22 protein-coding genes are annotated in these 26,549 nt (G+C 43.4%); 6 read left to right on the top strand and 16 right to left on the bottom strand.

The window, feature by feature from the left end:
* Positions 1 to 54: 54 nt before the first annotated feature.
* Positions 55 to 576 carry a DUF4251 domain-containing protein gene (locus AC59JO_RS05395; RefSeq protein WP_413668411.1) on the top strand — a complete coding sequence of 174 codons (522 nt, stop codon included), beginning with the start codon at positions 55 to 57 and terminating at the stop codon, positions 574 to 576.
* Positions 577 to 685: 109 nt separating this feature from the next.
* On the opposite strand, the gene eutC is transcribed toward AC59JO_RS05395, so the two are convergent.
* From eutC to AC59JO_RS05345, 10 genes are all read right to left on the bottom strand, one after another.
* A complete protein-coding gene (gene eutC / locus AC59JO_RS05390; RefSeq protein ID WP_413668412.1) occupies positions 686 to 1,441 on the bottom strand; it encodes an ethanolamine ammonia-lyase subunit EutC in 756 nt (251 codons plus the stop codon).
* Between the two features lie 188 nt (positions 1,442 to 1,629).
* Positions 1,630 to 2,997 carry an ethanolamine ammonia-lyase subunit EutB gene (locus AC59JO_RS05385; protein ID WP_497303913.1) on the bottom strand — a complete coding sequence of 456 codons (1,368 nt, stop codon included), beginning with the start codon at positions 2,995 to 2,997 and terminating at the stop codon, positions 1,630 to 1,632.
* Positions 2,998 to 3,068: 71 nt separating this feature from the next.
* Complete coding sequence (gene eat / locus AC59JO_RS05380) at positions 3,069 to 4,418, bottom strand: ethanolamine permease (protein ID WP_497303911.1); 1,350 nt, start codon at positions 4,416 to 4,418, stop codon at positions 3,069 to 3,071.
* 272 nt (positions 4,419 to 4,690) lie between these two features.
* Positions 4,691 to 5,620: a sugar phosphate isomerase/epimerase family protein gene (locus AC59JO_RS05375; protein WP_497303909.1), complete on the bottom strand. Its 930-nt coding sequence runs from the start codon at positions 5,618 to 5,620 to the stop codon at positions 4,691 to 4,693.
* A 459-nt stretch (positions 5,621 to 6,079) separates the two neighbouring features.
* The gene (locus AC59JO_RS05370; RefSeq protein ID WP_413668416.1) at positions 6,080 to 6,682 is read right to left on the bottom strand and encodes a Pycsar system effector family protein; all 603 of its coding nucleotides are present in this window, start codon (positions 6,680 to 6,682) and stop codon (positions 6,080 to 6,082) included.
* 71 nt (positions 6,683 to 6,753) lie between these two features.
* Positions 6,754 to 9,354 (bottom strand): MGH1-like glycoside hydrolase domain-containing protein, encoded by a 2,601-nt coding sequence (locus AC59JO_RS05365; protein ID WP_497303906.1) that lies wholly within the window; start codon positions 9,352 to 9,354, stop codon positions 6,754 to 6,756.
* A gap of 460 nt (positions 9,355 to 9,814) precedes the next feature.
* Entirely contained in the window at positions 9,815 to 10,885 is a 1,071-nt protein-coding gene (locus AC59JO_RS05360; protein WP_413668418.1) for a dipeptidase, read from the bottom strand.
* 16 nt (positions 10,886 to 10,901) lie between these two features.
* Entirely contained in the window at positions 10,902 to 12,014 is a 1,113-nt protein-coding gene (locus tag AC59JO_RS05355; RefSeq protein WP_497303904.1) for a D-TA family PLP-dependent enzyme, read from the bottom strand.
* Between the two features lie 97 nt (positions 12,015 to 12,111).
* Positions 12,112 to 12,576: a RidA family protein gene (locus AC59JO_RS05350; protein WP_091220757.1), complete on the bottom strand. Its 465-nt coding sequence runs from the start codon at positions 12,574 to 12,576 to the stop codon at positions 12,112 to 12,114.
* Between the two features lie 211 nt (positions 12,577 to 12,787).
* On the bottom strand, positions 12,788 to 14,638 hold the full coding sequence (locus AC59JO_RS05345; RefSeq protein ID WP_413668421.1) for a leucine-rich repeat domain-containing protein: 1,851 nt from the start codon (positions 14,636 to 14,638) through the stop codon (positions 12,788 to 12,790).
* 59 nt (positions 14,639 to 14,697) lie between these two features.
* Here AC59JO_RS05345 and AC59JO_RS05340 point away from each other — a divergent pair, with 59 nt between their 5' ends.
* Positions 14,698 to 16,284, top strand: a complete 1,587-nt coding sequence (locus tag AC59JO_RS05340) for a Kelch repeat-containing protein (protein WP_497303901.1) — start codon at positions 14,698 to 14,700, stop codon at positions 16,282 to 16,284.
* Between the two features lie 87 nt (positions 16,285 to 16,371).
* On the opposite strand, the gene AC59JO_RS05335 is transcribed toward AC59JO_RS05340, so the two are convergent.
* From AC59JO_RS05335 to AC59JO_RS05310, 6 genes are all read right to left on the bottom strand, one after another.
* Complete coding sequence (locus tag AC59JO_RS05335; protein ID WP_497303899.1) at positions 16,372 to 17,448, bottom strand: hypothetical protein; 1,077 nt, start codon at positions 17,446 to 17,448, stop codon at positions 16,372 to 16,374.
* Between the two features lie 96 nt (positions 17,449 to 17,544).
* On the bottom strand, positions 17,545 to 18,651 hold the full coding sequence (locus AC59JO_RS05330) for a hypothetical protein (RefSeq protein ID WP_413668424.1): 1,107 nt from the start codon (positions 18,649 to 18,651) through the stop codon (positions 17,545 to 17,547).
* Between the two features lie 108 nt (positions 18,652 to 18,759).
* Positions 18,760 to 19,575: a hypothetical protein gene (locus AC59JO_RS05325; protein ID WP_413668425.1), complete on the bottom strand. Its 816-nt coding sequence runs from the start codon at positions 19,573 to 19,575 to the stop codon at positions 18,760 to 18,762.
* 29 nt (positions 19,576 to 19,604) lie between these two features.
* Positions 19,605 to 21,161, bottom strand: coding sequence for a vanadium-dependent haloperoxidase (locus AC59JO_RS05320; RefSeq protein ID WP_413668426.1), 1,557 nt, complete (start codon positions 21,159 to 21,161; stop codon positions 19,605 to 19,607).
* Positions 21,162 to 21,191: 30 nt separating this feature from the next.
* On the bottom strand, positions 21,192 to 22,115 hold the full coding sequence (locus AC59JO_RS05315; RefSeq protein WP_497303896.1) for a hypothetical protein: 924 nt from the start codon (positions 22,113 to 22,115) through the stop codon (positions 21,192 to 21,194).
* 273 nt (positions 22,116 to 22,388) lie between these two features.
* Complete coding sequence (locus AC59JO_RS05310; RefSeq protein ID WP_413668428.1) at positions 22,389 to 22,943, bottom strand: hypothetical protein; 555 nt, start codon at positions 22,941 to 22,943, stop codon at positions 22,389 to 22,391.
* 163 nt (positions 22,944 to 23,106) lie between these two features.
* Here AC59JO_RS05310 and AC59JO_RS05305 point away from each other — a divergent pair, with 163 nt between their 5' ends.
* The 4 genes from AC59JO_RS05305 (at position 23,107) to AC59JO_RS05290 (ending at position 26,505) form a co-directional block, all read left to right on the top strand.
* Positions 23,107 to 23,667 (top strand): YeeE/YedE family protein, encoded by a 561-nt coding sequence (locus AC59JO_RS05305; protein ID WP_413668429.1) that lies wholly within the window; start codon positions 23,107 to 23,109, stop codon positions 23,665 to 23,667.
* Between the two features lies 1 nt (position 23,668).
* Positions 23,669 to 24,079 (top strand): DUF6691 family protein, encoded by a 411-nt coding sequence (locus tag AC59JO_RS05300; RefSeq protein ID WP_497303895.1) that lies wholly within the window; start codon positions 23,669 to 23,671, stop codon positions 24,077 to 24,079.
* A gap of 64 nt (positions 24,080 to 24,143) precedes the next feature.
* Complete coding sequence (locus AC59JO_RS05295) at positions 24,144 to 24,728, top strand: TlpA family protein disulfide reductase (RefSeq protein WP_497303893.1); 585 nt, start codon at positions 24,144 to 24,146, stop codon at positions 24,726 to 24,728.
* Between the two features lie 226 nt (positions 24,729 to 24,954).
* Positions 24,955 to 26,505, top strand: a complete 1,551-nt coding sequence (locus AC59JO_RS05290; protein WP_497303892.1) for an alpha-N-arabinofuranosidase — start codon at positions 24,955 to 24,957, stop codon at positions 26,503 to 26,505.
* Positions 26,506 to 26,549: the final 44 nt, after the last annotated feature.

Here is a 26,549-nt window from a genome sequence, read left to right as displayed (position 1 = left end):
ATGTAATTAAACCTAAATAACCTACTATCGTCTAACCACTTAAACATTTATATCATGAAAATATTCAACAAAATAGCCCTTTTGGCTATATTCATATTTATTGGAACAAACGTAGCCAATGCTCAAGCCAAACAAACCAAAGCCGAAAAAAAGGCAGCTAAGCAGGCTGAAATAAAACAAATGGTAGAGGCTCAGAATTTTGTATTTAAAGCAAACTATGCTTTGCCGATGCGGGGTGGTACCAGGCCGCTTACCTCTGATTATGATATGACAATAAGTAAAGATACCATTGTATCATTTTTACCTTATTTTGGCCGGGCTTATGTAGCCCCGCCCCCAGGGACAACAGATGGCGGTATCAAAGTTAATACTACAAAGTTTACATACTCGTCGACCCCGAAAGGCAAGGGTTGGAATATCACTATTAAACCCAAGGAAAAAAACATAGCCGACTGGCGCGACGTACAAACATTTAACCTGAGTATTTCGCAGGATGGTTACGGCTCCCTGCAAGTGATCAGCAGCAACCGCGACCCAATATCATTTAACGGCTATATTGAAGCGAGGAGGAAATAAGTATTAAGTACGAAGTTTTAAGCATTAAGAAGTCGAAGCCCGGAAGTTGTTTAATGCAACTTTCGGGCTTTTATATGTACTTACCAACTTATAACTTGCAACTCCTAACTTAAGACTCAATCAATCCCGCATTATCCTTTAACTCCACTCCCGACAGTTTCCGTTTAAACGCTTCGTTAATTAAATAAAAAATCTTCTTTGCCGCCTTCTTATGGGTTAAGCCTTTAGGGCGGATATTGGAAACGCAGTTTCGAGATTCGTCGGTTAAACCGGGCCTGGGATTGTAGGTAAGATATGCGCCGAGACTATCTGCCGAACTAAGTCCCGGACGCTCACCAATAAGGATGAGCGAAAGTTTAGCATTCAGGCCGTATCCAATATCATCGCCAATGGCCACCCTGCCCTGCTCAACCAGGCTTATCGGTGCAAGCTTTAAGCCATTGGCAATCAACTGGGGAACAAGCGCATCCAGCAATCCGACAGCATTTTCATTTACGGCTGTTGCCGAAAGTCCGTCAACTATCATGATAGCAACATCGCTTTCTGCGCTATAACCATTCAATTCGCTCAGCGAAGCTTCATTAAGCTTGCGCCCAAGGTCAGGTCTTTGCAAATATTGTCGCCGGTCGATTATCTTACTATGCAGGTGCAAAATGGGCAGCCCGAAATATTTGAACCGATCAGTTAGCTTGCCTAAATCCAATTCAGAATATACAGCATCCCTTGCGTGTGCATGTGCCAGTTTAAACTCCAGTGACTGCTTCAGCGGGATACTTGTCCCCACCCGGCCAATAGCTATCCGAGCAGAAGTAAACTCCTGCAATGCTTTCAACGGTTCAATTTCGTGTGGGATGTTTCGTTTCATTTTTTATATGGCCTTAGTCGCTCGGCTCCAGCCGAGTGACCACTATAAACAGGCCTCTGGCCTGCGTGTTATAAGATCTTACATCGGCCGGAGGCCGTGAGATAGCTGACACTCGGCTGGAGCCGAGCGACGGCATGTGGGGAACCTTTCACCTTTTGCCTTTATCCTTTTACCTCAATCACCTTCAATTAAAATCCTCCCAACAACCCGTGCTCGCTTACCGGCAGCATATTCCCCTTATCATCAATAATCCCCTGCTTTATTAACCATTGCCCAAACTCAGGCGCAGGCTTCAATCCCAGCACTTTACGCAGGTATAACGCATCATGAAATGAGGTTGATTGATAATTCAACATAATATCATCCGAACCGGGAATGCCCATCACAAAGTTGCAGCCGGCCACGCCAAGCAAGGTAAGCAGGTTATCCATATCGTCCTGATCGGCCTCGGCATGATTGGTGTAGCAAACGTCAACCCCCATTGGCAAGCCCAAAAGCTTACCGCAAAAATGATCTTCGAGCGCAGCACGAATAATCTGCTTGCCATCATATAAATACTCCGGACCGATAAAGCCAACAACCGTATTTACCAGTAACGGGTTAAACTTGCGCGCAACAGCATATGCCCTCACCTCGCAGGTTTGCTGGTCGACACCGAAATTGGCATTGGCAGACAAGGCACTACCCTGCCCGGTTTCAAAATACATTACGTTATTACCTATAGTTCCACGTTTTAGTGACAATGTAGCCTGATAGGCTTCCTCAATCAAACTTAAATTAACCCCAAAACTCGCATTAGCCTTTTCTGTGCCTGCTATGGATTGAAAACAAAGATCAACAGGCGCAGCTTCATTAACCAGTTGCAATGTGGTGGTGATATGACTGAGCACGCAGGTTTGCGTCGGGATATCAAACCTATGCCTTAACTCATCCATTAATGAAAGCAAACTACTTACTGCCGCCGGGCTATCCGTAGCCGGGTTAATGCCAATAACCGCATCACCGCTGCCAAATAACAAGCCATCAATAATACTGGCCGCCACTCCCCGCGGATCATCTGTTGGATGATTGGGCTGCAAACGGGTACTGAAATGCCCCTTCAAACCAATGGTATTACGAAAGCGAGTAATCACCTGGCATTTATTGGCCATGGCAATCAGGTCCTGGTTGCGCATCAGTTTGGATACTGCCGCTACCATTTCGGGTGTTAAGCCGGGGGCAATGGTTGTTAATGTAGCACAGTCTGTTTCGTCGCTTAACAGCCAGTCGCGAAGTTCACCAACGGTTAAGTGGCTGATATGGCTGAAAGCCACTTTATCATGATCATCGATAATAAGCCGGGTAATTTCATCGTCCTCATACGGGACCACCGCCTCATTCAAAAAGTTTTTGAGCGGCACATCTGCCAGCGTAATTTGCGCTGCCACACGTTCTTCATACCCACCGGCGCAAAGCCCTGCCAGTTCATCGCCCGAGCGATAAGGAGAAGCCTTTCCAAGCAATGTTTTCAGATCGGGAAACTTGTAAACCCGGTGATGTATGTTGTGGCGGTACATTCTTTTATATCATTATTTCATTGCGTCATTTGGTCATTATTGCATAGAGGTCAAACAAATGACCAAATGACCTAATGATTAATGACTTCTTCAACAGGGGCACTCATCATGTCTTCGGTTAACGCAACTTTATGTTTTCCCATCGCTATAAAAACCAGCAGCACTATGGCCAATCCTCCTGCAAAAATGAGGCTCATATCAGGGTTAAAATATATTGTTGCTATTAAACACACTACGCAAATTATTAAAGCTATCGCCGGGAAAACCGGGTATGCAGGGGCCAAAAACGGCCGACTTAAGCGGGGTTCCTTTTTGCGTAATATAAACAGGCTTACCATACTCATGATATACATTACCACAGCGCCAAGTACTGATAGCATAATGATCTGATCTGTTTTAAATTTATAAATGAAGATAGAGCTTACCACACCACTCACTACAAGCGCCCAGTGCGGCGTTTTAAATCTGTGGTTAATATCGGATAGCATTCGGGGTAAATACCCACTGCGCGCCATGGCAAACACCTGCCTTGATGAAGCAAGGATAATACCATGCAGCGATGCTATCAATCCAAACAAACCTATACTGGCAAATATTTTGGTTAAACCGTTGCCCTTGCCCAATACTATCCCAATAGCCTCTGGCAGTGGATAATCTAAATGACTTAGCTTGCGCCAGTCGGTAAGTCCGCCGGTTATAACCATTACGCCTAAAGCCAGCACTACTAATGTTATAATAGCCGAAATATAACCTCGGGGGATATTTCTTTTGGGGTTTTCCACTTCTTCGGCAACCATGGCCACGCCTTCGATGGCCAGGTAAAACCAAACCGCAAAAGGCAAAGCAGCAAAAACGCCAGCCCAGCCAAAAGGCATGGGATTGGTTAAATAATTATCCATTTTAAAATGAGGCGATACAATGCCGAGGTAAAGCATCAGTTCAACCACCGCGAGGACGGTGATGAATACCGAAAAAGTAGCTGACTCCTTCACCCCAAGCATATTTAAAAGGATAAAAAAGATATTAAACCCCATAGCTGCCCCAGTTATGGGGATAGCCGGGTATAAAAAATGAAGATAACTACCTAAAGAAACAGCAACCGCAGGGGTAGCCACCAGGAAATCAACAAGCGTAGCATAACCGGCAATTAAACCACCAAACGGCCCCATTGCCCGGTAAGCATAAGCAAAAGCGCCACCTGCATGAGGAATTGAGGCAGTAAGCTCGGTATAGCTAAAAATAAATGTGATGTACATTAATGTGATAACCAAAGTGGCTATCAACAAACCTATGGTACCTGATACGGCCCAACCTAAATTCCACCCGAAATATTCACCCGAAATAACAAGGCCTACAGCTATAGCCCATAAATGAATAGGTTTTAAAACGCGTTTTAAATGTTCTGTAGATGTTTCCGCCATACGTCGCCGTTATCAATAATATTTTATCGCCTTAAATTACTCAACCGGCAGGTTAAATCAAAATTACGGCGCATTATGGAATTATTAACCCGCATTTTCTGAAAAAGCACAATAATTTACGTCGTCATTTCTCATAAAAAAGCTTGCAAATAAAAATACAGGCGCCTAAAAACATCAATAGCAAACAAAACAGCCGATAAAATTTAATTTATCGGCTGTAATTCTATTAAAAAACAACTAATAGTTAACGATTCAGGTATCACGCTCCCGTTTTACAACATCAGCTTATCCTTCAAATACCCCATACTTGCCGTAATACTTGCGAAGGCATCTTTAGGCATATCATGCTCAACAAAAAAGTGCTGCATCCCGGCTGATTTTGCTGCCGCAAAAATCGGTTTAAAATCAATTGTGCCGCCGCCTACAGGTTGTATATTTTGTCTGCTGGCATCCAGGTCTTTCACGTGCCAAAGCGGGAAACGCCCCGGATGCTCCTTAAACATTTCCACCGGGTTTTTACCTGCCTTAACAGCCCAGGCCAAATCAAGCTCCATTTTTACATTGTTGGCGTCAGTTTCACTTAATAACAAGTCGTACGGCACCTTACCATCAACCGCATGAAACTCCATATCATGATTATGATAAGCAAACTGGATCCCTGCTTTTTTAGCAGCCTCCCCAGTTTTGTTCAGCACCTCTATGGTCGATTTTATTTCCTCAAGCGTGGCTGTGGGCGAGTTAGCACAAACCAGGTATTTAACGCCGCCCTCGGCAACCTCATCAATTACCTGCTGCATATTATCACGCAAATTAAGCACAGGAGGTAATACGATTTGTTTACCATCGGCACCCGCCGGCATTTTTGCTCCCGGAGGCAATTTAAACGGTGCGCCAAGAACATGATGTGAGGTCCAGCTCATACCCAGCTCGTTCACCATGGCCTTAAACTCTTTAGGCTTCATGCCATAATAGCCGCCTTTTTTACTAAAGGCCGATTCTAATTCCTTATATCCTATAGCTGCAACTTTGCTAAGCGTGCCGTTTACATCTTCGTCAATAACACCGAAAAAGGTAAACAACTGCAGTCCAACAGGGTGATGTTCCATATTACTCAAAAAGCTTGCGGCTTTACCTGATAGGGCCATGCCACCAAGCACCAATGCACCGGTGCCTTTAATAAAATTTCTTCTGCTGTAATTCATGCTTTGATAATGGTTAATAATTAACTGGTACAGTAAAGCTAATTAATTAATAATGAGCAAAGAAATTTATTGTGTCTTTTTTACACAATAGTTTTTTTTCAAGGGCTGAAAGCATAATGCTAAAAGTTTAGGGCTGCATGTCAGGAATAGCGGTATTCGCTTGCGGGAGTCCGTAATAATTAGTTTACTGTACGAAAGTGTTAATCAAAACCCAACAGATTGTGTCAGAGGTGCAAAAGGTTTGTAGAAATAGAAATGAATTGGATTTTTAGTGTGCCAGAGGTACACAACTCCGATGTTCCGTACCTCTGGCACGGTTATTTTCGGTATATTATGTGCTACAAACCTGTTCCCCCTCTGGGGGATTTTCTTAACTTAATGACATTGGCCGGTATCCGCTTCTATTCCTAACGCAAAACATGGATCAAAATAATAAACTATCTATTATAAAAACATTCATCAAACAATCTCGGGCAAACTGTTATGCACCATTGATGATACTATAAAAGCTATAATAGCAATAATCAACCCAAACATAAAAACATTGTAGGCGGCCCTGAGCAGACGGTATTTGCGGCCCAGCACCACGCCTTGCGTATGAATATCTTTGATCAGACTGTCGTATAGGTATTCCTTATCATGCAGTACATTCTTCATACCGGCTGCAAAGTCGTCCAGTTTCATGCGGTAAAAATTACCAAAAAACAGCAGGTTAGCTTTTTTGTCGTCAAGGTCTTTCGTACTAAATTTTCCTCTCGGTATCGAAGGCCGGGTTGATAATATTGCCAGGATCATGGTAGCCAGGCTAACCGTAAGCAACAAATAAGATGGAAGCACTAAAAAAGAATTATCCTTAAGCTTCCGCAGCACCAAACTGATAATAGCCGAAATGATGATAGAATTAACCGTGATCAGGATCTGAGCCTTGTTGTCGGCCATGTCGCTCAGGCGTTGATCGGTACTGGCGGTAACCTTCAACAGGGTTTCGATACCTAAATCTATATCTGCTACTTCCGAAGCCTTTTGTGGTAGCGTTTCCTGGTTATTTACCATTGATTTCATTTTTACAGCTATAAAATTAGGTTATTTTCAAGTTATTGTCTTCGATTATCAATACCAGGAACTCGTAAACACTACTCCATATACAAACAATTGGCTATCAAACCGGTCCAGCCGGTTTGGTGGGCAGCACCCAATCCTAAACCGGTATCCCCATCAAAAAATTCGTAAAACAGGATATGATCCTTAAAATGCGGATCGTTTTGAAGTTTTGGGTTTCTGCCGTAAACAGGTCGTTCGCCGTCTTCGTTTTTCATAAATAACTTCGAAACCCGTGCGTAAAGTTCATTGGCAACCTCCTTCAGGTTCATAAAATTCCCGGAGCCGGTTGGGCATTCTATCTTAAACTCATCGCCATAAAACATGTGGAACCGGTGCAAACTATCAATGATGAGATAGTTGATTGGCATCCAGATGGGGCCCCGCCAGTTGCTGTTGCCACCAAAAAGACCGCTGTCGCTTTCACCCGGCACATAGGTTATACCAAATTCCACCCCATTGACTGAAACGTGATAAGGATGCTTTAAATGATACTTTGAAAGTGACCGGATCCCGTAATCGCTCAAAAACTCGTTTTCATCCAACATATATTTAAGCAATGATTTCATTCTGTAACCACGCAACAAGCTTATCAAATGTTTACCGTTATTCCCCTTCTCGTTCCAGCGGGAAACCAGTGATGCAAGATCGGGCCGGTTTTCGGCAAACCATTTCATACGGTCTTTAAACACAGGGCTTTCCATAATATCCTTTTCATCCAGCACTTCGGTGGCAAACAGGGGGATCAGCCCTACGATGCTCCTAACCCGCATTTTTATAGAACCGTCGTCCGGAAAACGGATCTGATCGTAAAAAAAACCATCTTCATCATCCCAAAGCCCTTCGTTATTCTCGCCCAGATTGGACATAGCGCCGACGATATAAATGAAATGCTCAAAAAACTTGGAAGCAATATCGGCATAGGCCTTATCGGTTTCGGTAAGTTCGGTGGCGATGCGCAGCAGGTTAAGCGAGTACATGGCCATCCAACTGGTGCCATCAGCCTGCTCCAGGTGCTGCCCCGAAGGCAGGTGCATATTGCGGTCAAAAACACCAATGTTATCCATCCCCAGAAACCCGCCCTCAAAAATATTATTCCCCGATTGATCCTTGCGGTTAACCCACCAGGTAAAATTGAGCATCAGTTTATGAAAAACACGTTCCAGGAAATAGGTATCACCTTTGCCGTTGTTATTTTCTTTGTCGGTTTTATAAACGTTCCATACGGCCATGGCATGTACCGGCGGGTTTACATCGCCAAAGTCCCATTCATAAGCCGGCAACTGCCCGTTCGGGTGCATATACCAATCGCGGGTAAGCAAAATCAGCTGATTTTTGGCAAAAGCCATGTCAACGGTTGCCAGCGGGAGGCAATGAAAAGCCAGGTCCCAGGCTGCGAACCAGGGATATTCCCATTTATCGGGCATTGAAATAATATCGCGGGTGTTGAGGTGCGTCCATTTGCTGTTGCGGGCCCTTTGCCTTTGCTCAGGCGGACGCGGCATCCCCTTATCACCGCTAAGCCAGTGGCGAACATCGGTATAAAAAAACTGCTTATTCCAGAGCATGCCCGCAAAAGCCTGCCGTTGAATAAGGCGGCGGTCGGGGTTCATAGTTGCCCCATGGATATCATTATAAAATTGATCGGCTTCTGTTTGGCGGACAGCAAAAACATCGTCAAAATCCTCAAAGCTATAATTGGCATCTTCCGAAAGGCGCAAACGCAGCGTTACGCACTTCCCTGCCGGGATATTTAAATCGTAGTTCACGGCCGCCTTTGTACCCATATTTTTAGGATTCACGGTGTCGGCACCATGTACAATATAATCGTTTATGCCATCTTTATAGTATTTGCGGCCATCATCGTAGTTGTATAATCTACGCGAGTTGGTTTCATTATCGCAAAACAGTAATTGGCCATCACCCTCGGTATGCAACCACATCTGCCCGAGATCTTTATGAAAAACACTGATCACTTTTTCTGCCGAACCGCAAAGGTCGGGCTTGCGCGAGTCATAACCCCAGCCCCAGGTGTTCCGGAACCATAAAGTGGGCATCACGTTAAGCGGCGCGTCTTTATCGCTCCTGTTATGGATAGTTATTTTGATGAGAATGTCCTCCTGCGCGCTTTTAACGTATTCGGTAAAAACGTCAAAATATTCGTTATGATCGAATATCCCGGTATCCATCAGCTCAAATTCCGGATCCTGTCGGCCTCGACGCTTGTTTTCGTTCACCAGCCAGCTGTATGGAAACTCATTTTGAGGATATTTATACAGCGTTTTCATGTACGAATGCGTAGGTGTGCTATCCAAATAGTAGTACAACTCTTTTACGTCCTCGCCGTGATTGCCCTCGGGATTACTCAAACCAAAGTAACGCTCTTTAATGATAGGATCTTTTTTATTCCATAATGCAATTGCAAAACAAAGGTATTGCTGCCTGTCGCAAATGCCGGCTATACCCTCCTCACCCCAGCGGTAAGCTTTGCTACGGGCCATATCATGGGTAATATAGTTCCAGGCATCACCATTTGCACTGTAATCTTCACGTACGGTACCCCACTGACGGTCGCTCACATAGGGTCCCCACTTTTTCCAGCCTGTATCTTTTAACCTTGATTGTTCTGCATTCATAGTATAGATGGCAATTTACACTATCCCTAATTTAGGTAAGCGTTTTGCAAAGTAGATTTAATTAGGTAAAAATACGTTAACACGTGGTTTGTTTTACCGTATTATGAAGAATAGACGGGAATTGAAGATTTTATTTATTGTTTAGTTAAACAAGGGGTACTGTTTTCTGGTCGAAGTTTAGCAATGGCATAACTTCAATCCTAAATTAAGTTAAGCTTTGAGCTTAATTGTAATGTCCAATGACAGTTTGCATCCATTAACTTGTAACCCGGATACGGAAGCAGGATGCTTCCACTGTTTTAGGTCGAAGTTACGCCATCGCTAAACTTCGACCAGCTCAAGGCATTTATCAATAGCATCCAGACTTACGAAGTTTTAAAAACTTCGTAAGTCTTCACTGTTTTATTATTCTCTACGGAAAGACTGCTGCCCACTGCAAACTAAAAACGGCCTACTGAACTTACGCCCAGGCTTTTCTTAAAAACCGCAGCCAGTTACCATGCATCATATTTTGGACATCCTCGTCGGTATAGCCTCGTTTTTTTAACAGGTCAGGAACCTTTTGCAAATCTGCAATAGTTTCCAGGTCGTAAGGACATTGCTCGCGTCCGAAGGCGCCATCCAGGTCAGTACCCATGCCTACATGAAGGGCATTGCCTGCTATCTGGCAAATATGATCTATATGGTCAACCATCACTTCCATATTACAGTTCATTCCCCTTGGTGTTGATACGCCCCTCACCCAGTTTGGCACCATCATCCAGGCATCAAGCGCTGCGCCAATAACCGCACCGCGCTCAATCAGCGCTTTAATCATTTCATCGCTGTACTGGCGGTTGTGGTTTACCAGCGCGCGGCAATTGTTATGACTGGCCCAAACATGACCGTTAAAATGATCAAGCGCCTCCCAAAAGCTATCATCGCATAAATGGGTTGCATCTAAAATGATATTCAGGCGCTCCATTTCTTTTAGTAACTCATGACCTTTTGGCCCCATATAACCGGTTGCATCCGTACCCTGGGCATATCTTCCCGGGCCATAATGCGCCGGACCTACAGCCCTGAGACCATAATTATATGCCCGTTCCAAATGCTTAACAGTCACAATCGAATCGGCACCTTCCAAACTCAAAATATAACCTATTGGCTTCTTTTCTGTTGATCCTCCATCATTCCAAAGCGCTAAATGTTTTTCAAGCGATGGCAAGTCATTTACCTGTACCATTTCGCCGGCATCTTCCATAGCTTTATACCAGGCTACCTGCCCCTGGGTTTGCGCCCAGGCCTGCTCTGGCGAATGCCAGCCCGGTAAAGGATTATCAGGCGCTACATAACGACCTATCTGTGTGGCTACTACAAGACCGATATTACCTTTCCGCAATTCGGGCAGCGTAACAACAGCTTTGGCGCGGTCGGGTTTATCGGTTAAACCCTCCTCGCGTTGATTTACCTCGGCAAGTGGGCGCGTAAGATCTCGGTTCCACTCAAGGGCGTTCATGCTTAAATCTAAATGGGCATCTACAACAAACATGGTATCAGGGGTATTTTTAAATGGTAATTTTACGGTCGCGGGCCTGGTTGAGCCACTCACCGCTTATATTTTCGTTCTCAATAGTATAAACGCGCTCATATAGCGCAACAGTAGGGCAAATATGGTGCGGAATGCCATAAAACACATCGCCAACATTATATTGGTGATTAGCACCTGCCTCAACTACCAAATGTTCTTCACTTTGGCTTACAGGATAAAGCTCGGGTGCATTCAGAAAGTAAATACGTTTACTTAGCTCATTTTCCGCTGATATCGACTTGTGTCCCACATCCAAACAAAGTTTTGTTGGGCCGGGCAGTGAAATTACCCGTGTAACAACCAGTGCAGATGGTAAAAAATCCTGCTCCGGCATCTCCACCTGGTATCCTTTGTCCCAATAAACAAACGTACCAGGACTACATTCTACATATTTACGCTTAGCGTGGATAGGGAAAGTTGGCGAGCCACCTGCTACAATTACAGGTTCGGGGTAGCCCTTACTTTTTATAGTTTGCTGCAACTTAAGTACCGGATCAAATCCAAAGTTGCACCTATCCGCACGTTTTTGAAGATCAATATCATGGATATGGCCATCATAAGCATGCAGGCCAACGGGGCTAATGCCTGGCAAAACACCGCAGTCCATATAAAGCTGCAAAGCTTCAAAACCCGGCGCTATACCTGTGCGGTTCATGCCCACGTTCAGGTCCAGGTATACATCAATATTGGTCTTAAACCTTACAGCGGCATCGGAAATCTCTTTTGCTGATGCGGCGTTATCAACAAGGCACGAAAAATGCGTTTGCGGATAAGCATGGATCAACCTGATGAAGCGGTGGAGTTTGGGCCCTTCGGGCTGATAAGCCAGCAAAACATCAGGTGCTTTACTCATAGCCAATAGCTCTGCTTCGGCAATGGTAGCGCATTTGAACTTGCGGACACCTGCATCCAGCAGCAAACCTGTTATTTCGGCATTTTTATAGGTTTTAACATGCGGGCGCAAACGGGCAGCATCATCAATCATGCCGGTAAGCGTGGTAATGTTTGTTTTTACCCTATCGGGATAAACAACCAGCGCCGGCGTATCCAGCTTATCAATATCCTGTATATTATACCAGTTAGCGGTCATGGTTTAAGTCGGAAGTCTTAAGTTCTAAGTCGTAAGTCAGGCAAAGTTTGTAGAGACGCATGTGATGCGTCTCTACATTAATAATTTATATAAAAGCCTATTCCAATTCAAACAGCGCTTCAATCTCAACCGGGATATTATCTGGTAATGATCCCATGCCTACCGCGCTGCGTACACCTATACCGTTCTCTTCGCCCCAGATTTTCGCAAACAGTTCGCTGGCGCCGTTAATGATAAAAGGGTGTTTCTCAAATTCGGGTGTACAGTTAACCATACCCAACACTTTGATAACACGCTTTATTTTATTAAAACTGCCAATGTTGGCTTTAATAGTAGCCAGCATGGTTAGGCCAACCTGTTGTGCAGCAAGCTTACCATCTTCCTGGCTCACAGTATCACCAATGCGACCGATGATAAGTGATGCATCGTCCTGAACGGGGCCGTGGCCCGACAGATAAAGGTATTTGCCATCAACTAAACATGGTTTATAAACGCCAAGCGGCTTTGGTGCGGGCGGCAGGTTTAAACCCAGCGCTGCAAAGTTTTCTTCGGGAGTGTTCATGGGTATAAAACTATCGTTTTTTATAAAAAAAGTATTACAAAAAATTATTTTACCCGAATAATGACCAATATAGTATCCTTAACTTCCGTGAATTAAATAACAATAACCCAGCCCACGCACTTTCAAAAAAGGGAACAAAATCCCCCTTACCGGATTTCTCCAGTTATACATAAAATTAATGGCTCAGCATTTTCCTACTGTTCATTAATAGTTAATACGGATATACCAGGGTTTTTGGTAATAGTTGTTTTATTTTGATAAGATCTTCAGGGGGATAATTATTTGCCCACAGGTAAAGTGTTGAAAGGGTATTTTTTAGCTTTTGAAAATCAGAAGACAGGGATGAAAGCTGATTATTTCCCAAATCGATCGTTTTAATATTTTGCAGGTTATAGAAATTTGCAGGAAGGGTGCTTATTCTGCATTGCCCAAGTTTTAAATCAGTAAGCGCTGATAAATCACCAATACCGGGTGGCAAAACAGTTAGTTTTGTAAATGAACAATCAAGGTATTGCAGTTTTTTTAAATTCCCAATATCCGCAGGTAAGCTGGTTAAACCGGTTGAACTAAGTATACAATATTTAAGTTTGCTTAGCCTCGTAAAAGAAGCAGGCAAGACAGTAAGAGATCCCGCAAGCGTAAAATCCTCAAGATTGGCCAAATCGCCAAAGTTATCTGATAAAGCTGGCAAGCCCGAACCTGTAATGCGCAACGAACGTATAGGTAACTTTGCAAAAGACGCCGGCAAATCAGGGATATTAGCCTCTAAATCAAGCGTATCAAGTGAAGCCATATTACCAATATCAGCCGGTAACGAAGATGAACTTGCGGTAGAAATCCACCTCAAAAACCTTAGTTTGCTTAGCTTACTTATCGAACCTGAAATGCTGCTTTGTGTTACGATATCAATAAATTGAAGGTTGCTGCAGTTGCCAAGGCTTTCGGGCACATATTTAACATTATTGGCTCCAATATCAAGGCGACGCAACTTCTTAAGCTGCCCAAAGCTATCAGGAAGCCGCTGTATTCCTGAAGCAGCAAGGTTTAAAATCTCCAGGTTTTCGAGTTGGCCAAAGGTCTCCGGAAGATTGCCGATGTAACCGCCATCGTTAAGAAACTCTATATTAAGTTGTTTCAATTTCTTCAGCTGTCCGATATTTTCAGGCACACCATGCAAAATGGTATAATTAAGATCAAGGTATTCTAAATTTTTAAACCGGTCGCCAATGATTTTGGGAAACTCAAATGTAGCAGAACCGGAAAGATCGAGCTTTTTCAGGTAGGTTAATGCCTGTAGAGCAGGGTTTGCTACGGTATCTGCGAAAAGCCATGTGGTACCCTCACTTGACAGGTCCAAACTGGTAATATGCCCACTTTCATAGGTCACCCGGTTAGAGCCCTCATCAATTTGCAAATCGTGCAAAGCTTCACTTTCCAAATAATCACCAGCATTAAGCGTTATGGATGCGGAAACACTTTTGCTTCCATATTTAGTTGTCCAGGTAAGCTTATAATTTTTATGCGCATAAGCTTGAAATTTTATATTGGGAGCATTAATATCAGGTATAACCGTTCCGCCAAAACTTTGATTTTGAAGAGAAGCATAGTTATCACCTTCTATGGTCCACTGTCCGCTGTCATAACTTGTTGCTGTTAAATAAAACTGTGTTTGATTGTTAGGAGCTGCATTAATTATAGTGGCAGTTAACGGCTTGAAAGATATCTTAACGGTAGATTCAGAATTATTGCCGACTTTCCATTTTAGCACATAGTTTTCCCCGGGCATACCATGAAAACGTGTATCCGGCCTGGTGTCATCATCAAAATACACCTTATACTGTTCCTGAAGGCCGCTTACAATTGTCCACTTACCGCCCTGTCCTGTTTGCAGGCTATCGGCATTCAGCTTAACTGAAAACTCCGACACATCGCTTTGATTTGTACCTGCCGTAGAAAATGGATCTGAAGGTTGAACTCGGGTAATAGTTTCCTTTTTACAAGAACTAAAAAATGCCAATAACAACGTTATAGCAAACAGGTGAGTAAGGTTAGATTTTGACATGGATTATTCGTTGTAAATGTAAAAATATTTACCTTTACAACAAAAAATCTAAACCATTCATGCGCCAGCTTTGGTTCTTACTAATCGCCCTTTTTATCCTGTCTTGTACTAAGAAAGAAATTAAAGATATCCAGGCAGATTCTTTCAGGATATCCATTCTTCCGGTCGTTAATCCTGCATTTAACCAGTATAAACTAACAGGCACATTAGATGTACATCAGACTGCAGGCAATATCGAATACGGCCTTGTAGTGGGCAAAACCTTAAACCCTGTAGTAGAACATGAGCAGGTTTTTAAAGTGGGTTCCTCTTCCTCCTCGATAGATTTTACTAAGGTAATAGCCAACCTGGATACTGGTTTCACGTATTATGTGCGTGCTTATGGCAAAAGTAGTACATCAACAGAGTATTCGGCAAATCAAGCTATCGGCAAATTGGCCCCAAAACTATCGTTAAATACCACATCGCTCCAGTATGGTCAGCTTTTTAGTGTATTTACTAATTTCTATATCTCTGATACTGAAAATTTACCTGAAGTACAATTAAATAACACTCCTGTAAAATTGATTGGTGGCGTTGGCTCCGGCGTTAATTCGGCTTCACTCACTTTCATTCCGCCACCAACCCTCTCTCCGGGAACGTACACACTCTCTGTTAAAGTAGGGAATATCAGCATCTCATACCCCACTCAGCTTACTTTACTGGAAGGTACCTGGAGCCAGCTTGAATACCTTTTACCACGAGATTATTCTGGTGTTGCCTCTATACCAGACAGATACGTGATCGACAATTGGATATATACCAATCAATTTGGCAACCCTGTTTCGCCATCATCTTTTAGCAGGTACAATTATAAAACCGGTGAAACTCAAACGCTAAAAGCTTTGCCAGCAGAACTGCTTCCCAGGGGAGCCGCTATTGTTCAGATCGGGAATGACCTGCATTTTATGGGTGGTGAACTGATTGCCACAGGAGCTGCCAACAGGCCTGTAACAAAATCATACCAGGTATATCATATAACCAGTGACACCTGGACACAGGAGCCTGACATTCCGGCGGCCCCACGTAGCAATGCTGCAGTTATGCAGGTAGGAAACCGTCTTTACTATGGCTTGGGTACAGATCCGTCCATTACGTCTGGCGGAGGATATTATACAGGCCTTAATGATATCTGGGTATGTGACCTTAATACCAAAAAATGGACTCAATTGCAGGATTTTCCAGGCAAAGGCGGATTTTCACGTGCTTATTTCATCGTAAACGCTAAACTTTATGTAACAGGTGGCAATGGTGATAATGGCACACAGGTTAAAGAAACGTGGTGCTATGATCCGGGAACCAACCAATGGAGCCGTAAAGCCGATTATCCGGGGCAGGGCTGGATAAATCTGTCAACATTCAGCATAGGAGGCTACGGTTATGTTGGCCTGGGGGAAACTGCCTCTTACAACTCTTATTTCGGACGCAATTTATATCCCAATTTTTATAAATACAATGCAACAACTGATAAGTGGACGGAAGTAAGCAACTTTGGTGGTAACCTGATACAACCGTTTGTAGGTAACGATGGTTCAAACATCCTTATTGGTGCAGGTATGGATGCCTCTTCAGTCCCATCACGTGCACTGTTGGTATTTAAACCATAAAAACTTTGTAGGGTAAAATAAAAAACAAAAAAGCCGGGGATCTCACTCCCGGCTTTATCCAAAATCAACTAATTAGAATATATAATCTCAAAATTTAAACGACACTCCAAAATTGATAGCATAATCGGCAAATGCAGCATCGCCAATAACATAGGTACCGGTGGCTATCGAGTTTTCTTTATCAGTAACACTTTGCGTACGGTCGCGCCTTAGAGCGATTGGTACGCTGGCAAAAATGCTCACCTTTTTAAATGCATAGCTCAGGGAAGGCTCTGCCGAAATGATATAGCCCGGGCGACGGAAGCCGTTGCTTTTGCCAATCAGGTCATGAACAGGGATTCCTTCAATACGGGCACCTGCAGATATGGTAAAAACATGAGCAATAGTATAGTTAACACCCACGCGGGCAAGGTACTGATCAGGTACGCTTGAAATGGCTTCGTTGGCCAGTGTAGCGCTCAAGGTTTCGCGGTAAGTGCGTGTACCGTTGGTATTACGCGGGTTGCTCATGTAGTACAAATTGCTGTAACCGCTAAATCCGCTGCCAAAACCTAAATAGCCGTTTGCCTCCGCAATGATACCCAGACCACCGTCACCTAACTGGATTGACTGGTCAACAGGGCGCTCAGACGGAATAACATTGTAGAAATGTGATTTGTAGTTAAAATCGCCGGTAGGCAGTTTAATACCTAAACCAACCTGGATATTACCGCGGCTTTTACGGCTATCAAACAACCACCTGTTAACTATAATACGCGAATCGCCTATACCTTGCGAATACGAGTTGTGACGTTCTTTACCACCATGCTCATATAATGATGAACGGGTATTAACAAGATAAGGCACACCAACAGATACCGACCAATACTGATTAAAATTACGGGTAAGGTTTATATCGAAGGTATGCTGATGATTGATCACCTCGTTGCCTATTACCTGACGTTGCTTTTGCTCGTCGCTGCCTTTAAAGTGGCGGAACGATTTAAAATAGCGCCAGGAAGCTGTTAGTTCCCAGCCTTTATATGAAGTATCCTGCGTGGTATGCTCCATATTAGTGAAAGGCCCATCTCCTTTTATGGCAACACAACCCTGGGCATGCACGCCGGTATAAGTTAACAGCAGGTATATCGCTGTACAAAAAAGAGATTGTAAAATATGTTTCATAATACGTTATTTAAGTTTAAGTGCATTTTTTAAGATGATCTGTTAAATAAAGCCGGGGATCTCACTCCCGGCTTTTAATCACAACAAACCAATTCTCTATTTAATTCTAAAAGTTACTCCTACGTTAATGGCATAATCCGCAAACGCAGCGTCGCCCTGGGTATAAACGCCGGTTAAATTGGTGGTAATTTTATCCGGTACACTTTGCGTACGGTCACGCTTTAAGGCTACAGGTACAAAGGCGTAAATTGAAAATGATTTAACACGATAGGTAACGCCGGGCTCGGCAGAGATGATATATCCTGGCCTGCGGAAGCCGTTGCTGCCACCTACAAGGTCATGAACCGGCAAACATTCGTAACGTACTCCTGCCGAAAAATCGAACTTACTGATACCATAGCTTGCACCACCACGGATCATTACCTGGTCCGGCACACTCATTACATCACTGCCATTTGCAACTGCTTTGGTACTTGGTACACTACCACGGGCTGATGATACGCCATTTTGTTCCCTGGGGTTGATGAGGTAGTAAAAGCCTCCATATACGCCAAAGCGATGCGTAAAATTGTAATAAGTATTAATCTCAGTGGTGATGCCTGTACCGCCATCACCCAACTGAATAGATTGATCAACAGGCCCGAGCGTTCTGGCATCGTTGGCGGCTGTATGATAAAAATAATCCTGGTAATTGTAGTTGCCGGTTGCCAGCTTGATGCCCAAACCAACCTGGATATTTCCGCGGCGGGCTTTTGCGGGGTTTAACAACCAGGCATAAGCGGTTAAACGCACGTCACCCAAACCAAATGAATGTGTTTGCAGGCGCTCCTTACCGCCATGCTCATATAATGATGAACGGCTGTTATCAACTATCGGCAAATCCACAGCAAACGACCAGCGGTTATTAAATATGCGGGTTAAAGTAAGGTCCTGCGTATAAGAATGGTTAATAACGTTGGTTCCCTGCTCAATACGTTGTTTTTGCTCCTTGGTACCAACAAAGTGTTTATACGAGCGAAAATAACGGTTGTTACTATTTAACAACCAGCTACCGCTGCTGGTAATGCTATCCGGATGCTCGTCCATAGTACACAGGCCGCCTGTACTCCTGATAGCGACACAACCCTGTGCATTTGCTTTGGCAAAGGTTGCAAACATGAAGATTGTGGTAATGTAAGTAAGTTTTAGTAAAAGGTTTTTCATAGAGTTAGCAATAATAGTGGGATGCATTTGCAATTGTTTAGATAATAGATTTATAAGACAGGGTGATTTTTTGCCCTGCACAATAAGATTTTTATATGTTTTGATGATTTAACTTGCTCTTAAATGCGCTGTTTTTTTAAAAAGCCCAAGTATTGATCCAGCCGGTGCTTTTTTAACTGCAAACCATAAGGCCAGCAGTACACCATAGCTCCCGCCACGTTCTATCCACTCAAACATCTCATATTTTGGATAAAAGAGTTCGCTGGATATTTTCCATATGATAAATACAAGCAGGATATTTTTAAAAGGACGAATAAGCACCATTAATGCAGCCAACACCTCAAACAGGCCAACAATCTGTGCCGTTTTGGCTGGGTCGGCAAAACCCAGCGTATGATATTGGTTCAACAAACCCTGTTTCTGAATGAGGTTAAGCCAGCCATGCCCCATCAGCAGCATAAATGCAAATACCCTTAAAAAACTGATAACTTTAGCCAAAGTATCAGCATTGATACTCACGTGATCATCCATACGGGCCAGCCATTGCTTTCTCCCGATTTTGAAACCACCTTGCATCAACAGCAATACAAATGGTGCTCCATAATTGCCGGCCCGTTCAATGAACTCGGCAAAAGGCTCGCCGGATAATGGTCGCATGGATGCTGTAGCCAATCCCCAAACCACCAGCCATGCAGTTATAGCCCGGGTTGGATAAACCAGCATAGAAATCCCCATTAGCAGATCAACGGTACCTACATATGGCATCAGGGTATAGGCCATATCTTTGCCTATGCCAAAAACGCCAAAATAGTTACACCAGATCTGTTTAGTGATAATTCCAAAAGCACCATGCCCTATGAAACACATAGCTACCGCAAGGCGAAGTGTGAAATATATCTTTTGATCGTTTGTTAAGCTGCGCATTGTTTATTCGTCCTCCATTCAACATCCTTTTATTTTGCGTCGGCACCATCAGCTTTGCCCCTGTTAACTGCATACTGGCCAACTTTATTCCCGGTAGTTAAGCCAACTTCGCAATCGCTGCGATAGTGAATAGCTCCGTATAACCTTGACATAGCTGCAGCGTGCGCCATATCGGTAAACTTACTTCCCCTATCCGGCAATAAATAGGTTAACACTGTAGATGCTGCACCGCTAAAGTTAGAGTGGCCCGATGTATATGCAGGGAAGTTTGGCACCCCGGTTAAGGTTTTAATATCCGGATTGGCCTGCGACGGACGTTGGTTAAAGTAAAAATATTTAGTATCCCAGCATACAATAGCAGCATCCATTTCGGCCATGTTCAACAAGGCAAAGTTACGCGCCCAGCGTACCTCGCTGTAGTTTTGTTTTACAAATTCATCGGCAGCAATGGCGTTCCAATGGCCGGCAGGTGTATAAGTACCAACACCATCAGCCCAAAAAGCTACCAGTTCTTCGTGATCACGTGTGCGGTTTTTGCTAAATGAAAGCACCTCCTCTGTTTCCTTTTTAAATTCTGCTGAATTAGTTGCATATGGAGCCGGAGGCCGGATGGAAACTACAGTAGCCGAATCAAACAGGAAAGGTGTAACCTTTGAAAACAATGGTAGCATTGGCGGCCTTTTGGGGGTTTCCAGGCTCACCCAAAATTGTTCGCCTTTGGCTGCTGTAACGGTTTCAAAGTTTTTCCAGATATCCGGTGTTCCGATAGCCTTGCCTGCACGGTCGCCACGGGCTCGGGTTGCAAATAATGCAGCAACCTGCCGGCCTAACGATTCGCCGGCTGTAAACTCGCCACGGGTATTAGCACCTGATGCAATCCTGTATAACCGTTCTTCGTCAACCTTGCTTTGTATGTAAGCTATCTCAGTTGGGAATAACAGCTTCATGATCTCGGATGTAGCACCGGATACTACGGCGTCTTCACTTGGATATGACGGCAGATCCGATGCCGGGATCAGCGCTTTTATACCAGAATCATTTTTATATGGTGCTGTGCGTTTGTAGGTATTTTTAAAATGCCATGCAGCTACTAACGCATCGTATTGTGCAGCACTCACGTAAGCGTAAGCGCGCGCGGCATAAGGCGGGTTGGAGAATGGAAATTCCGGATAATTAAACGGATTGGCAGAGTTTGGCGCCGGGTAAGTACCATCAGGGTTTTGATATGGCGGCACGTTATGTTTGGCTACCAGCTCGCGCAAAATCTCGTTCCATCTTAATACAGAGCCTGCACTCCAGTATTGAATTTTTGCCTGCTGATCACTGCTCAGGTTTTTCTGCAACGCTTTGATCTCATTCAAATCGGCTACATAAGCAGGAGATGTTAGTGCATCCGGCGTAGCTACGTTCAACACGCTGAAATCTTTAACCAGTACCGGATTCCAGGTATCGGCAGTAAGGTCAAGATTTGAGGGTTTAAGTGCGGGATACAGTGAAGTACGGTCTAAAATATCCTTTCGGCAAGAGCTAAAGGTTACTGCCGCCAAAGCTGTGATTGTAAATATATTAAGTATAGTTTTTTTCATTTCATTGATCATTGATTGTCCAACCTCTTATTACTTCTCCTTTTTGGTACTAAATACATAGTACACACCTGCGTATCCCGACCGTGTTTGGCCAACATTACGTCCATCCAAAACATAGTTACCTCCGGCAGTAAACTCAAGCCCGCTTACTGATTGGAGACTGTATTTCAAAATCAATCCAACGGCAGTAGTATTCATACGGTTACTTGGAAACGGCATATCGTTTTTACGGATATCAAAGCCGCTTGTGCTTGTAATTTTCGTAAACGTAGCTTCGGCATTAAATTTAAGGCTGCGGTACCCGCTGCTAAACATAAAATTAGTGGCATTTGGTAATTGCACCTCGTTGGTATAATGCATTTCGGTAGTGTAATACGAATTTCTGTCGATAGTAATATTGTCCTTTCGGATGTACTGGCCAGAGCCAGCTACGAAGAACCTGCCTGTTTGATAATTAAGCAAAGCACGTAAGGCTACGTTTTTGCTGTGCAAACCTACAGACAGTGGCAGATAATCGGCCTCATAATTGGCTAAAGGCAAAGTACCAGAAGCAATAGCATGAACGCTGAATAAGCCGCGGCCTATCTCCTCTTTCACAGCCATCCATTTAACGGAAACAGTAAGGTCCTGAAATGACTTTTCACCGCGTAAGGTGCCGGCAGATGCGTTGGTAGTTACATAAGGAACCATAAACAGCAGGTTGATCCGGTTTGAAAGACCATAATTACCACCCAGGCTGTAAACATTTGTACTCACAGTGCCCAAATTTGGATTATCCCGTTTAAAAGTACCTTCCCAGTAGTGGTCCCAACTCCCATGGGTGTATACTGCGGCAGCACAAAAATAATTTTTAGGGATCATCAATGCATCGGCATCGGTTTGGGCTTTAGCACATTGCGTAACAGCCAACAAAAAAGAAACTACAATACAACATCTGTAAAAATACAGCGACATAAATTTCATTACGTTTAAATAAAGGGTAATAACTAATAATAAAAATGGTAAAACAAAAGCCGGATCAACATTATCAACTAAAATCGCTTAACCATCGATTGTTGATAATATCTCAGCATTAAGGAGCATGATCAAAGCCGTAAAACGAAGCTATTGGCCCTAAATAGGGCGCACAGACGATGTGCAGGTTCAAAAAGCCAAATGATAAAAACGGTTTGTATCCTTAAATTACAGGCACACAAATCAATTTAACTCATAATTTACAGGCAATAATCAGCAGGCAGAGTTTGGCGGTTTGCCGGGTGACTCGATGAAGGGTGAATTTACATGGTAGGCTATAGGGTTCGGTTTTACCTTTAACATCCTTCCATAAGATAAGAATTGGTAATGCATAACCTGGAAGCTGTATTCCCCACCAGCGTTTATTTTCTTTTGCGATGAATCGTGTGCCCCTTTTTTGCTGAGTGGCACATCACTTATTTCTTTGGCAATAATAAGATTGGCGTTAACCAACCGTGTTTTGACACTATTGGCTATACAAATAAATGACATGGTGTCCTGAGTAACCTTGTAACGCAGGTAATTGTAGTAAACACCTTTTAACTGCAGTTGCCCCTGATCACGCACGTAACCGTTCCAACTATGAATTTTGGGAAGATGTACAGGGATCTTGATCTCAACAAGCTTGGTAGCATCAACCTTGTTTTCATAAATTTCTTTTACAATCTGCACTTCCGACCGGTGAATAAAATACTGAAATACCAAATTGTACCCGCCCAAATTGAACAGATGTACATTTAATAATAGTATCGCTATAAGCCTTTTCACCAAAAGAAATTACTGTTAGGGTATAATTGACAGTAAATATATGTAACAATATTGTTAAAACAAATAAAAAGTAAAATTGTACAGATCACAATTAAGCAGCGGTATCATTAAGATTTTGACAAATTACATTCGGTATATTTGCGGGATAATCAACCCGTAAACTATGGATCTGATAACCCAACCCTGGCCCTGGTATGTAGCAGGCCCGCTGATTGGCCTTGTTGTACCAGCCCTGCTCATCATCGGCAATAAAACTTTCGGCATCTCATCATCATTAAGGCATATCTGTGCAGCATGTATCCCAGCCAATATCTCCTTTTTTAAATACGACTGGAAAAAGGAAAGCTGGAACCTGTTTTTTGTTGCCGGCATTGTTTTGGGCGGATTCATAGCTACTCAGTTTCTTTCGGCTAATCACCCGGTAAATATTAATCCGCAAACTCACGCTGTGTTGCAGCAACAGGGCATTAAGGATTTTAATGGTTTATTACCAAAGGATGTTTTCAGCTTTGATCAGCTCCTTACCTTAAGAGGTTTTATTTTTATGGTGATTGGTGGTTTTTTGGTAGGTTTTGGCACCAGGTATGCAGGTGGCTGTACATCAGGCCACGCCATTATGGGCATCTCCAACCTGCAATGGCCATCCCTTGTGGCCACATGCTGCTTTATGGCAGGCGGTTTGATCATGACCTGGTTTATTTTACCCTACCTATTACATTTATAACATGCGTAACATCAAATACTTGTTTACAGGTCTGCTTTTTGGCATAGTACTGGTAAAATCGGAAGTTATCTCCTGGTTCAGGATCCAGGAAATGTTCAGGCTGCAATCGTTTCATATGTACGGTATCATTGGTAGTGCAATTGTTGTAGGGATGATCTCCGTTTTGATCATCAAGCGTTTTAATGTAAAAACAATTCATGGCGAAGCCATCGTCATCCCCAACAAAAAATTTAACTGGGGCAATGTATACGGCGGGCTGATATTTGGCTTAGGATGGGCGATTACGGGTGCATGTCCTGGTCCGCTGTTTGCGCAGATTGGGAGTGGCTTTTTGGTTACTTCGATTACGCTTTTGAGTGCCATTTTAGGCACCTGGGTTTATGGAGCGGTAAGGGATAAGTTGCCTCAATAAACTACAGTTTCACGCAAAAGCGCCGGTAAGCCTGGTACAAATAAATGCTTTTAAATATTATATCATGATCCAATGGAAAAAGATATCGTTATCAAACATAATCAGCATCCTGATTATGGCTTTTTTGCTGATAATTATCTTTAATCCCAATGCAAAAAGCTATGTAATCAAAGGATTAATGTCGATTGGCCTCTTCCAACCTGACCCGGTTGGGTATACCAGGCATCACGAAGAACTTAGTAATATACCCGATATACATTTCAAAGATACTGCCGGCAATATAACCTCATTAAGCGCCTTAAAACCTAAAGTAGTATTCATAAACTACTGGGCAACCTGGTGCCCGCCCTGCATTGCCGAAATGCCCAGGGTAAACGAGCTTTACAAAAAATTCAGGAACGATGACAAAATAGCTTTCCTTTTGGTTGATGTAGATAACGATTTGCCTAAAGCCAAAGCGTTTATGCTTAAGAATGGCTATGACCTTCCTTTATACACACAAATAAGCAACGTACCCGATAGCTTGCTTGATGGCACCATTCCCACTACCCTCGTGTTTAATAAAGATGGTAAGCTCATTTACAAACACTCAGGAGCGGCCGATTACAGCAGTAAGGAGTTTGAAGAGTTTATTAAGAAGAACCGTTGATTTATTTGATTACGTTGATTGCGCTGATGTTTTGAGGATTTTAAAGATTGATTGCGATTAGGCAGTCATTTGAACTCATTAAAAAATCTTTAGCCGACAGGCAGGCATCAGCGAAATCAACGTAATCATCCCTTCAAAATCAGTGGTTATTTTTTATTGTTATTTTAACACTTATTAACAAATTTTTCTTTTCTTTACTGCACAATCAGTTAAATCCTAAGTTTCAATGAAAAAGAACCCGTTTTTACACCTCGGCGTTATCGCTTTGTCTTTATTGAGTTCGGCATCCTTCGGGCAAACCGGTACACTTAACATCAGTACCGACTCAAAAACAACTATCAGCAAGCACATTTACGGTCAATTTGCCGAGCACCTCGGTCACGGCATTTACGGCGGTTTCTGGGTTGATAAAACCCTGCCTGTAAAAAAGCAGGACCGTATCAGGCTCGATATTGTTGATGCGCTCAAAAAAATAAAGATCCCTAACCTGCGCTGGCCCGGCGGTTGCTTTGCCGATGAGTATCACTGGCGTGACGGCATTGGTCCAGCTGCAGAACGCCCACGCATGGTAAATACCAACTGGGGCGGTATTACCGAAGATAACAGTTTTGGCACACACGAGTTTCTTGAACTTTGCGATTTACTGGGCTGCGAGCCTTACATTGCAGGCAACGTTGGCAGCGGTACAGTTGATGAAATGTCGAAATGGATTGAGTACTTAAACTCAAACAGTACCAGCACCGTAGTACAACAGCGTAAAAAAAATGGTCACCCTGCTCCTTATAAGGTAACCTTTTGGGGTGTGGGTAACGAAAGCTGGGGCTGCGGCGGTAACATGACTCCGGAGTATTACACTGATTTGTTTAAACGCTATGCCTCATTTGCCAAGGATTACCCTGGCGCTAAACTTAATAAGATTGCCAGCGGGCCAAATGCCGATGATTACCGCTGGACAGAAGTTTGTATGAAAAATATCTCAAGCGGTATGATGTCGGGCCTATCGTTACATTATTATACTATACCAACCGGTAACTGGGGCAAAAAAGGCTCGGCAACTGATTTTAGCGAGAAAGAATATTTTGGCACTATGGTTAACTGCCTTAAAATGGAAGAGCTGGTTACCAAACACTCGGCCATTATGGACAAATATGATCCGGAGAAAAAAGTGGCCCTTGTTGTTGATGAATGGGGTGTTTGGACCGATGCTGAACCAGGTACTAACCCCGGCTTCCTTTTTCAGCAAAACAGCTTACGCGATGCTTTGATAGCTGGCACAACGCTTAACATTTTCAACAACCATAGCGACCGTGTTAAAATGGCTGCCCTTGCTCAAACCATTAACGTTTTGCAAGCCTTAATTTTAACCGATAAGGAAAAAATGGTGCTTACCCCTACTTACCACATATTTGATATGTATAAAGTTCATCAGGACGCCAAATACCTGCCTATTAAATTAAGCGTACCTGATTATGAGGTTGACGGTAAAAAGATCGAAGCGGTAAATGCATCTGCTTCGCAAGACGCATCGGGCAAGGTACACATCTCCCTGGTAAACCTTGACCCTCATAATACCATTACCATTACAACCGGCCTCAGCGATATTAAATGGCAAACCGTTAGCGGCCAGGTACTAACCTCTGCTAATTTAACTGATGTTAACACATTTAAGGATGCCAATAAAATCCACCTGAATGCATTTAACGGCGCTAAGAAAGACGGCGACAAACTGGTTGTAAGTCTGCCTGCAAAATCTGTAGTAACACTTGAATTAAAATAAAGTCCTTTCCCCTAAGAAAGTAAAACGGCCGGGCAAATTGCCTG

Source organism: Mucilaginibacter sp. A5337 (assembly GCF_059690695.1).
This window is presented reverse-complemented; position numbering and strand designations above follow the sequence as displayed.

Coding starts and splice junctions, on each gene's coding strand:
- AC59JO_RS05395 (WP_413668411.1), top strand. CDS start 55: ATGAAAATATTCAACAAAATAGCCCTTTTGGCTATATTCATATTTATT.
- eutC (WP_413668412.1), bottom strand. CDS start 1,441: ATGAAACGAAACATCCCACACGAAATTGAACCGTTGAAAGCATTGCAG.
- AC59JO_RS05385 (WP_497303913.1), bottom strand. CDS start 2,997: ATGTACCGCCACAACATACATCACCGGGTTTACAAGTTTCCCGATCTG.
- eat (WP_497303911.1), bottom strand. CDS start 4,418: ATGGCGGAAACATCTACAGAACATTTAAAACGCGTTTTAAAACCTATT.
- AC59JO_RS05375 (WP_497303909.1), bottom strand. CDS start 5,620: ATGAATTACAGCAGAAGAAATTTTATTAAAGGCACCGGTGCATTGGTG.
- AC59JO_RS05370 (WP_413668416.1), bottom strand. CDS start 6,682: ATGAAATCAATGGTAAATAACCAGGAAACGCTACCACAAAAGGCTTCG.
- AC59JO_RS05365 (WP_497303906.1), bottom strand. CDS start 9,354: ATGAATGCAGAACAATCAAGGTTAAAAGATACAGGCTGGAAAAAGTGG.
- AC59JO_RS05360 (WP_413668418.1), bottom strand. CDS start 10,885: ATGTTTGTTGTAGATGCCCATTTAGATTTAAGCATGAACGCCCTTGAG.
- AC59JO_RS05355 (WP_497303904.1), bottom strand. CDS start 12,014: ATGACCGCTAACTGGTATAATATACAGGATATTGATAAGCTGGATACG.
- AC59JO_RS05350 (WP_091220757.1), bottom strand. CDS start 12,576: ATGAACACTCCCGAAGAAAACTTTGCAGCGCTGGGTTTAAACCTGCCG.
- AC59JO_RS05345 (WP_413668421.1), bottom strand. CDS start 14,638: ATGTCAAAATCTAACCTTACTCACCTGTTTGCTATAACGTTGTTATTG.
- AC59JO_RS05340 (WP_497303901.1), top strand. CDS start 14,698: ATGCGCCAGCTTTGGTTCTTACTAATCGCCCTTTTTATCCTGTCTTGT.
- AC59JO_RS05335 (WP_497303899.1), bottom strand. CDS start 17,448: ATGAAACATATTTTACAATCTCTTTTTTGTACAGCGATATACCTGCTG.
- AC59JO_RS05330 (WP_413668424.1), bottom strand. CDS start 18,651: ATGAAAAACCTTTTACTAAAACTTACTTACATTACCACAATCTTCATG.
- AC59JO_RS05325 (WP_413668425.1), bottom strand. CDS start 19,575: ATGCGCAGCTTAACAAACGATCAAAAGATATATTTCACACTTCGCCTT.
- AC59JO_RS05320 (WP_413668426.1), bottom strand. CDS start 21,161: ATGAAAAAAACTATACTTAATATATTTACAATCACAGCTTTGGCGGCA.
- AC59JO_RS05315 (WP_497303896.1), bottom strand. CDS start 22,115: ATGTCGCTGTATTTTTACAGATGTTGTATTGTAGTTTCTTTTTTGTTG.
- AC59JO_RS05305 (WP_413668429.1), top strand. CDS start 23,107: ATGGATCTGATAACCCAACCCTGGCCCTGGTATGTAGCAGGCCCGCTG.
- AC59JO_RS05300 (WP_497303895.1), top strand. CDS start 23,669: ATGCGTAACATCAAATACTTGTTTACAGGTCTGCTTTTTGGCATAGTA.
- AC59JO_RS05295 (WP_497303893.1), top strand. CDS start 24,144: ATGATCCAATGGAAAAAGATATCGTTATCAAACATAATCAGCATCCTG.
- AC59JO_RS05290 (WP_497303892.1), top strand. CDS start 24,955: ATGAAAAAGAACCCGTTTTTACACCTCGGCGTTATCGCTTTGTCTTTA.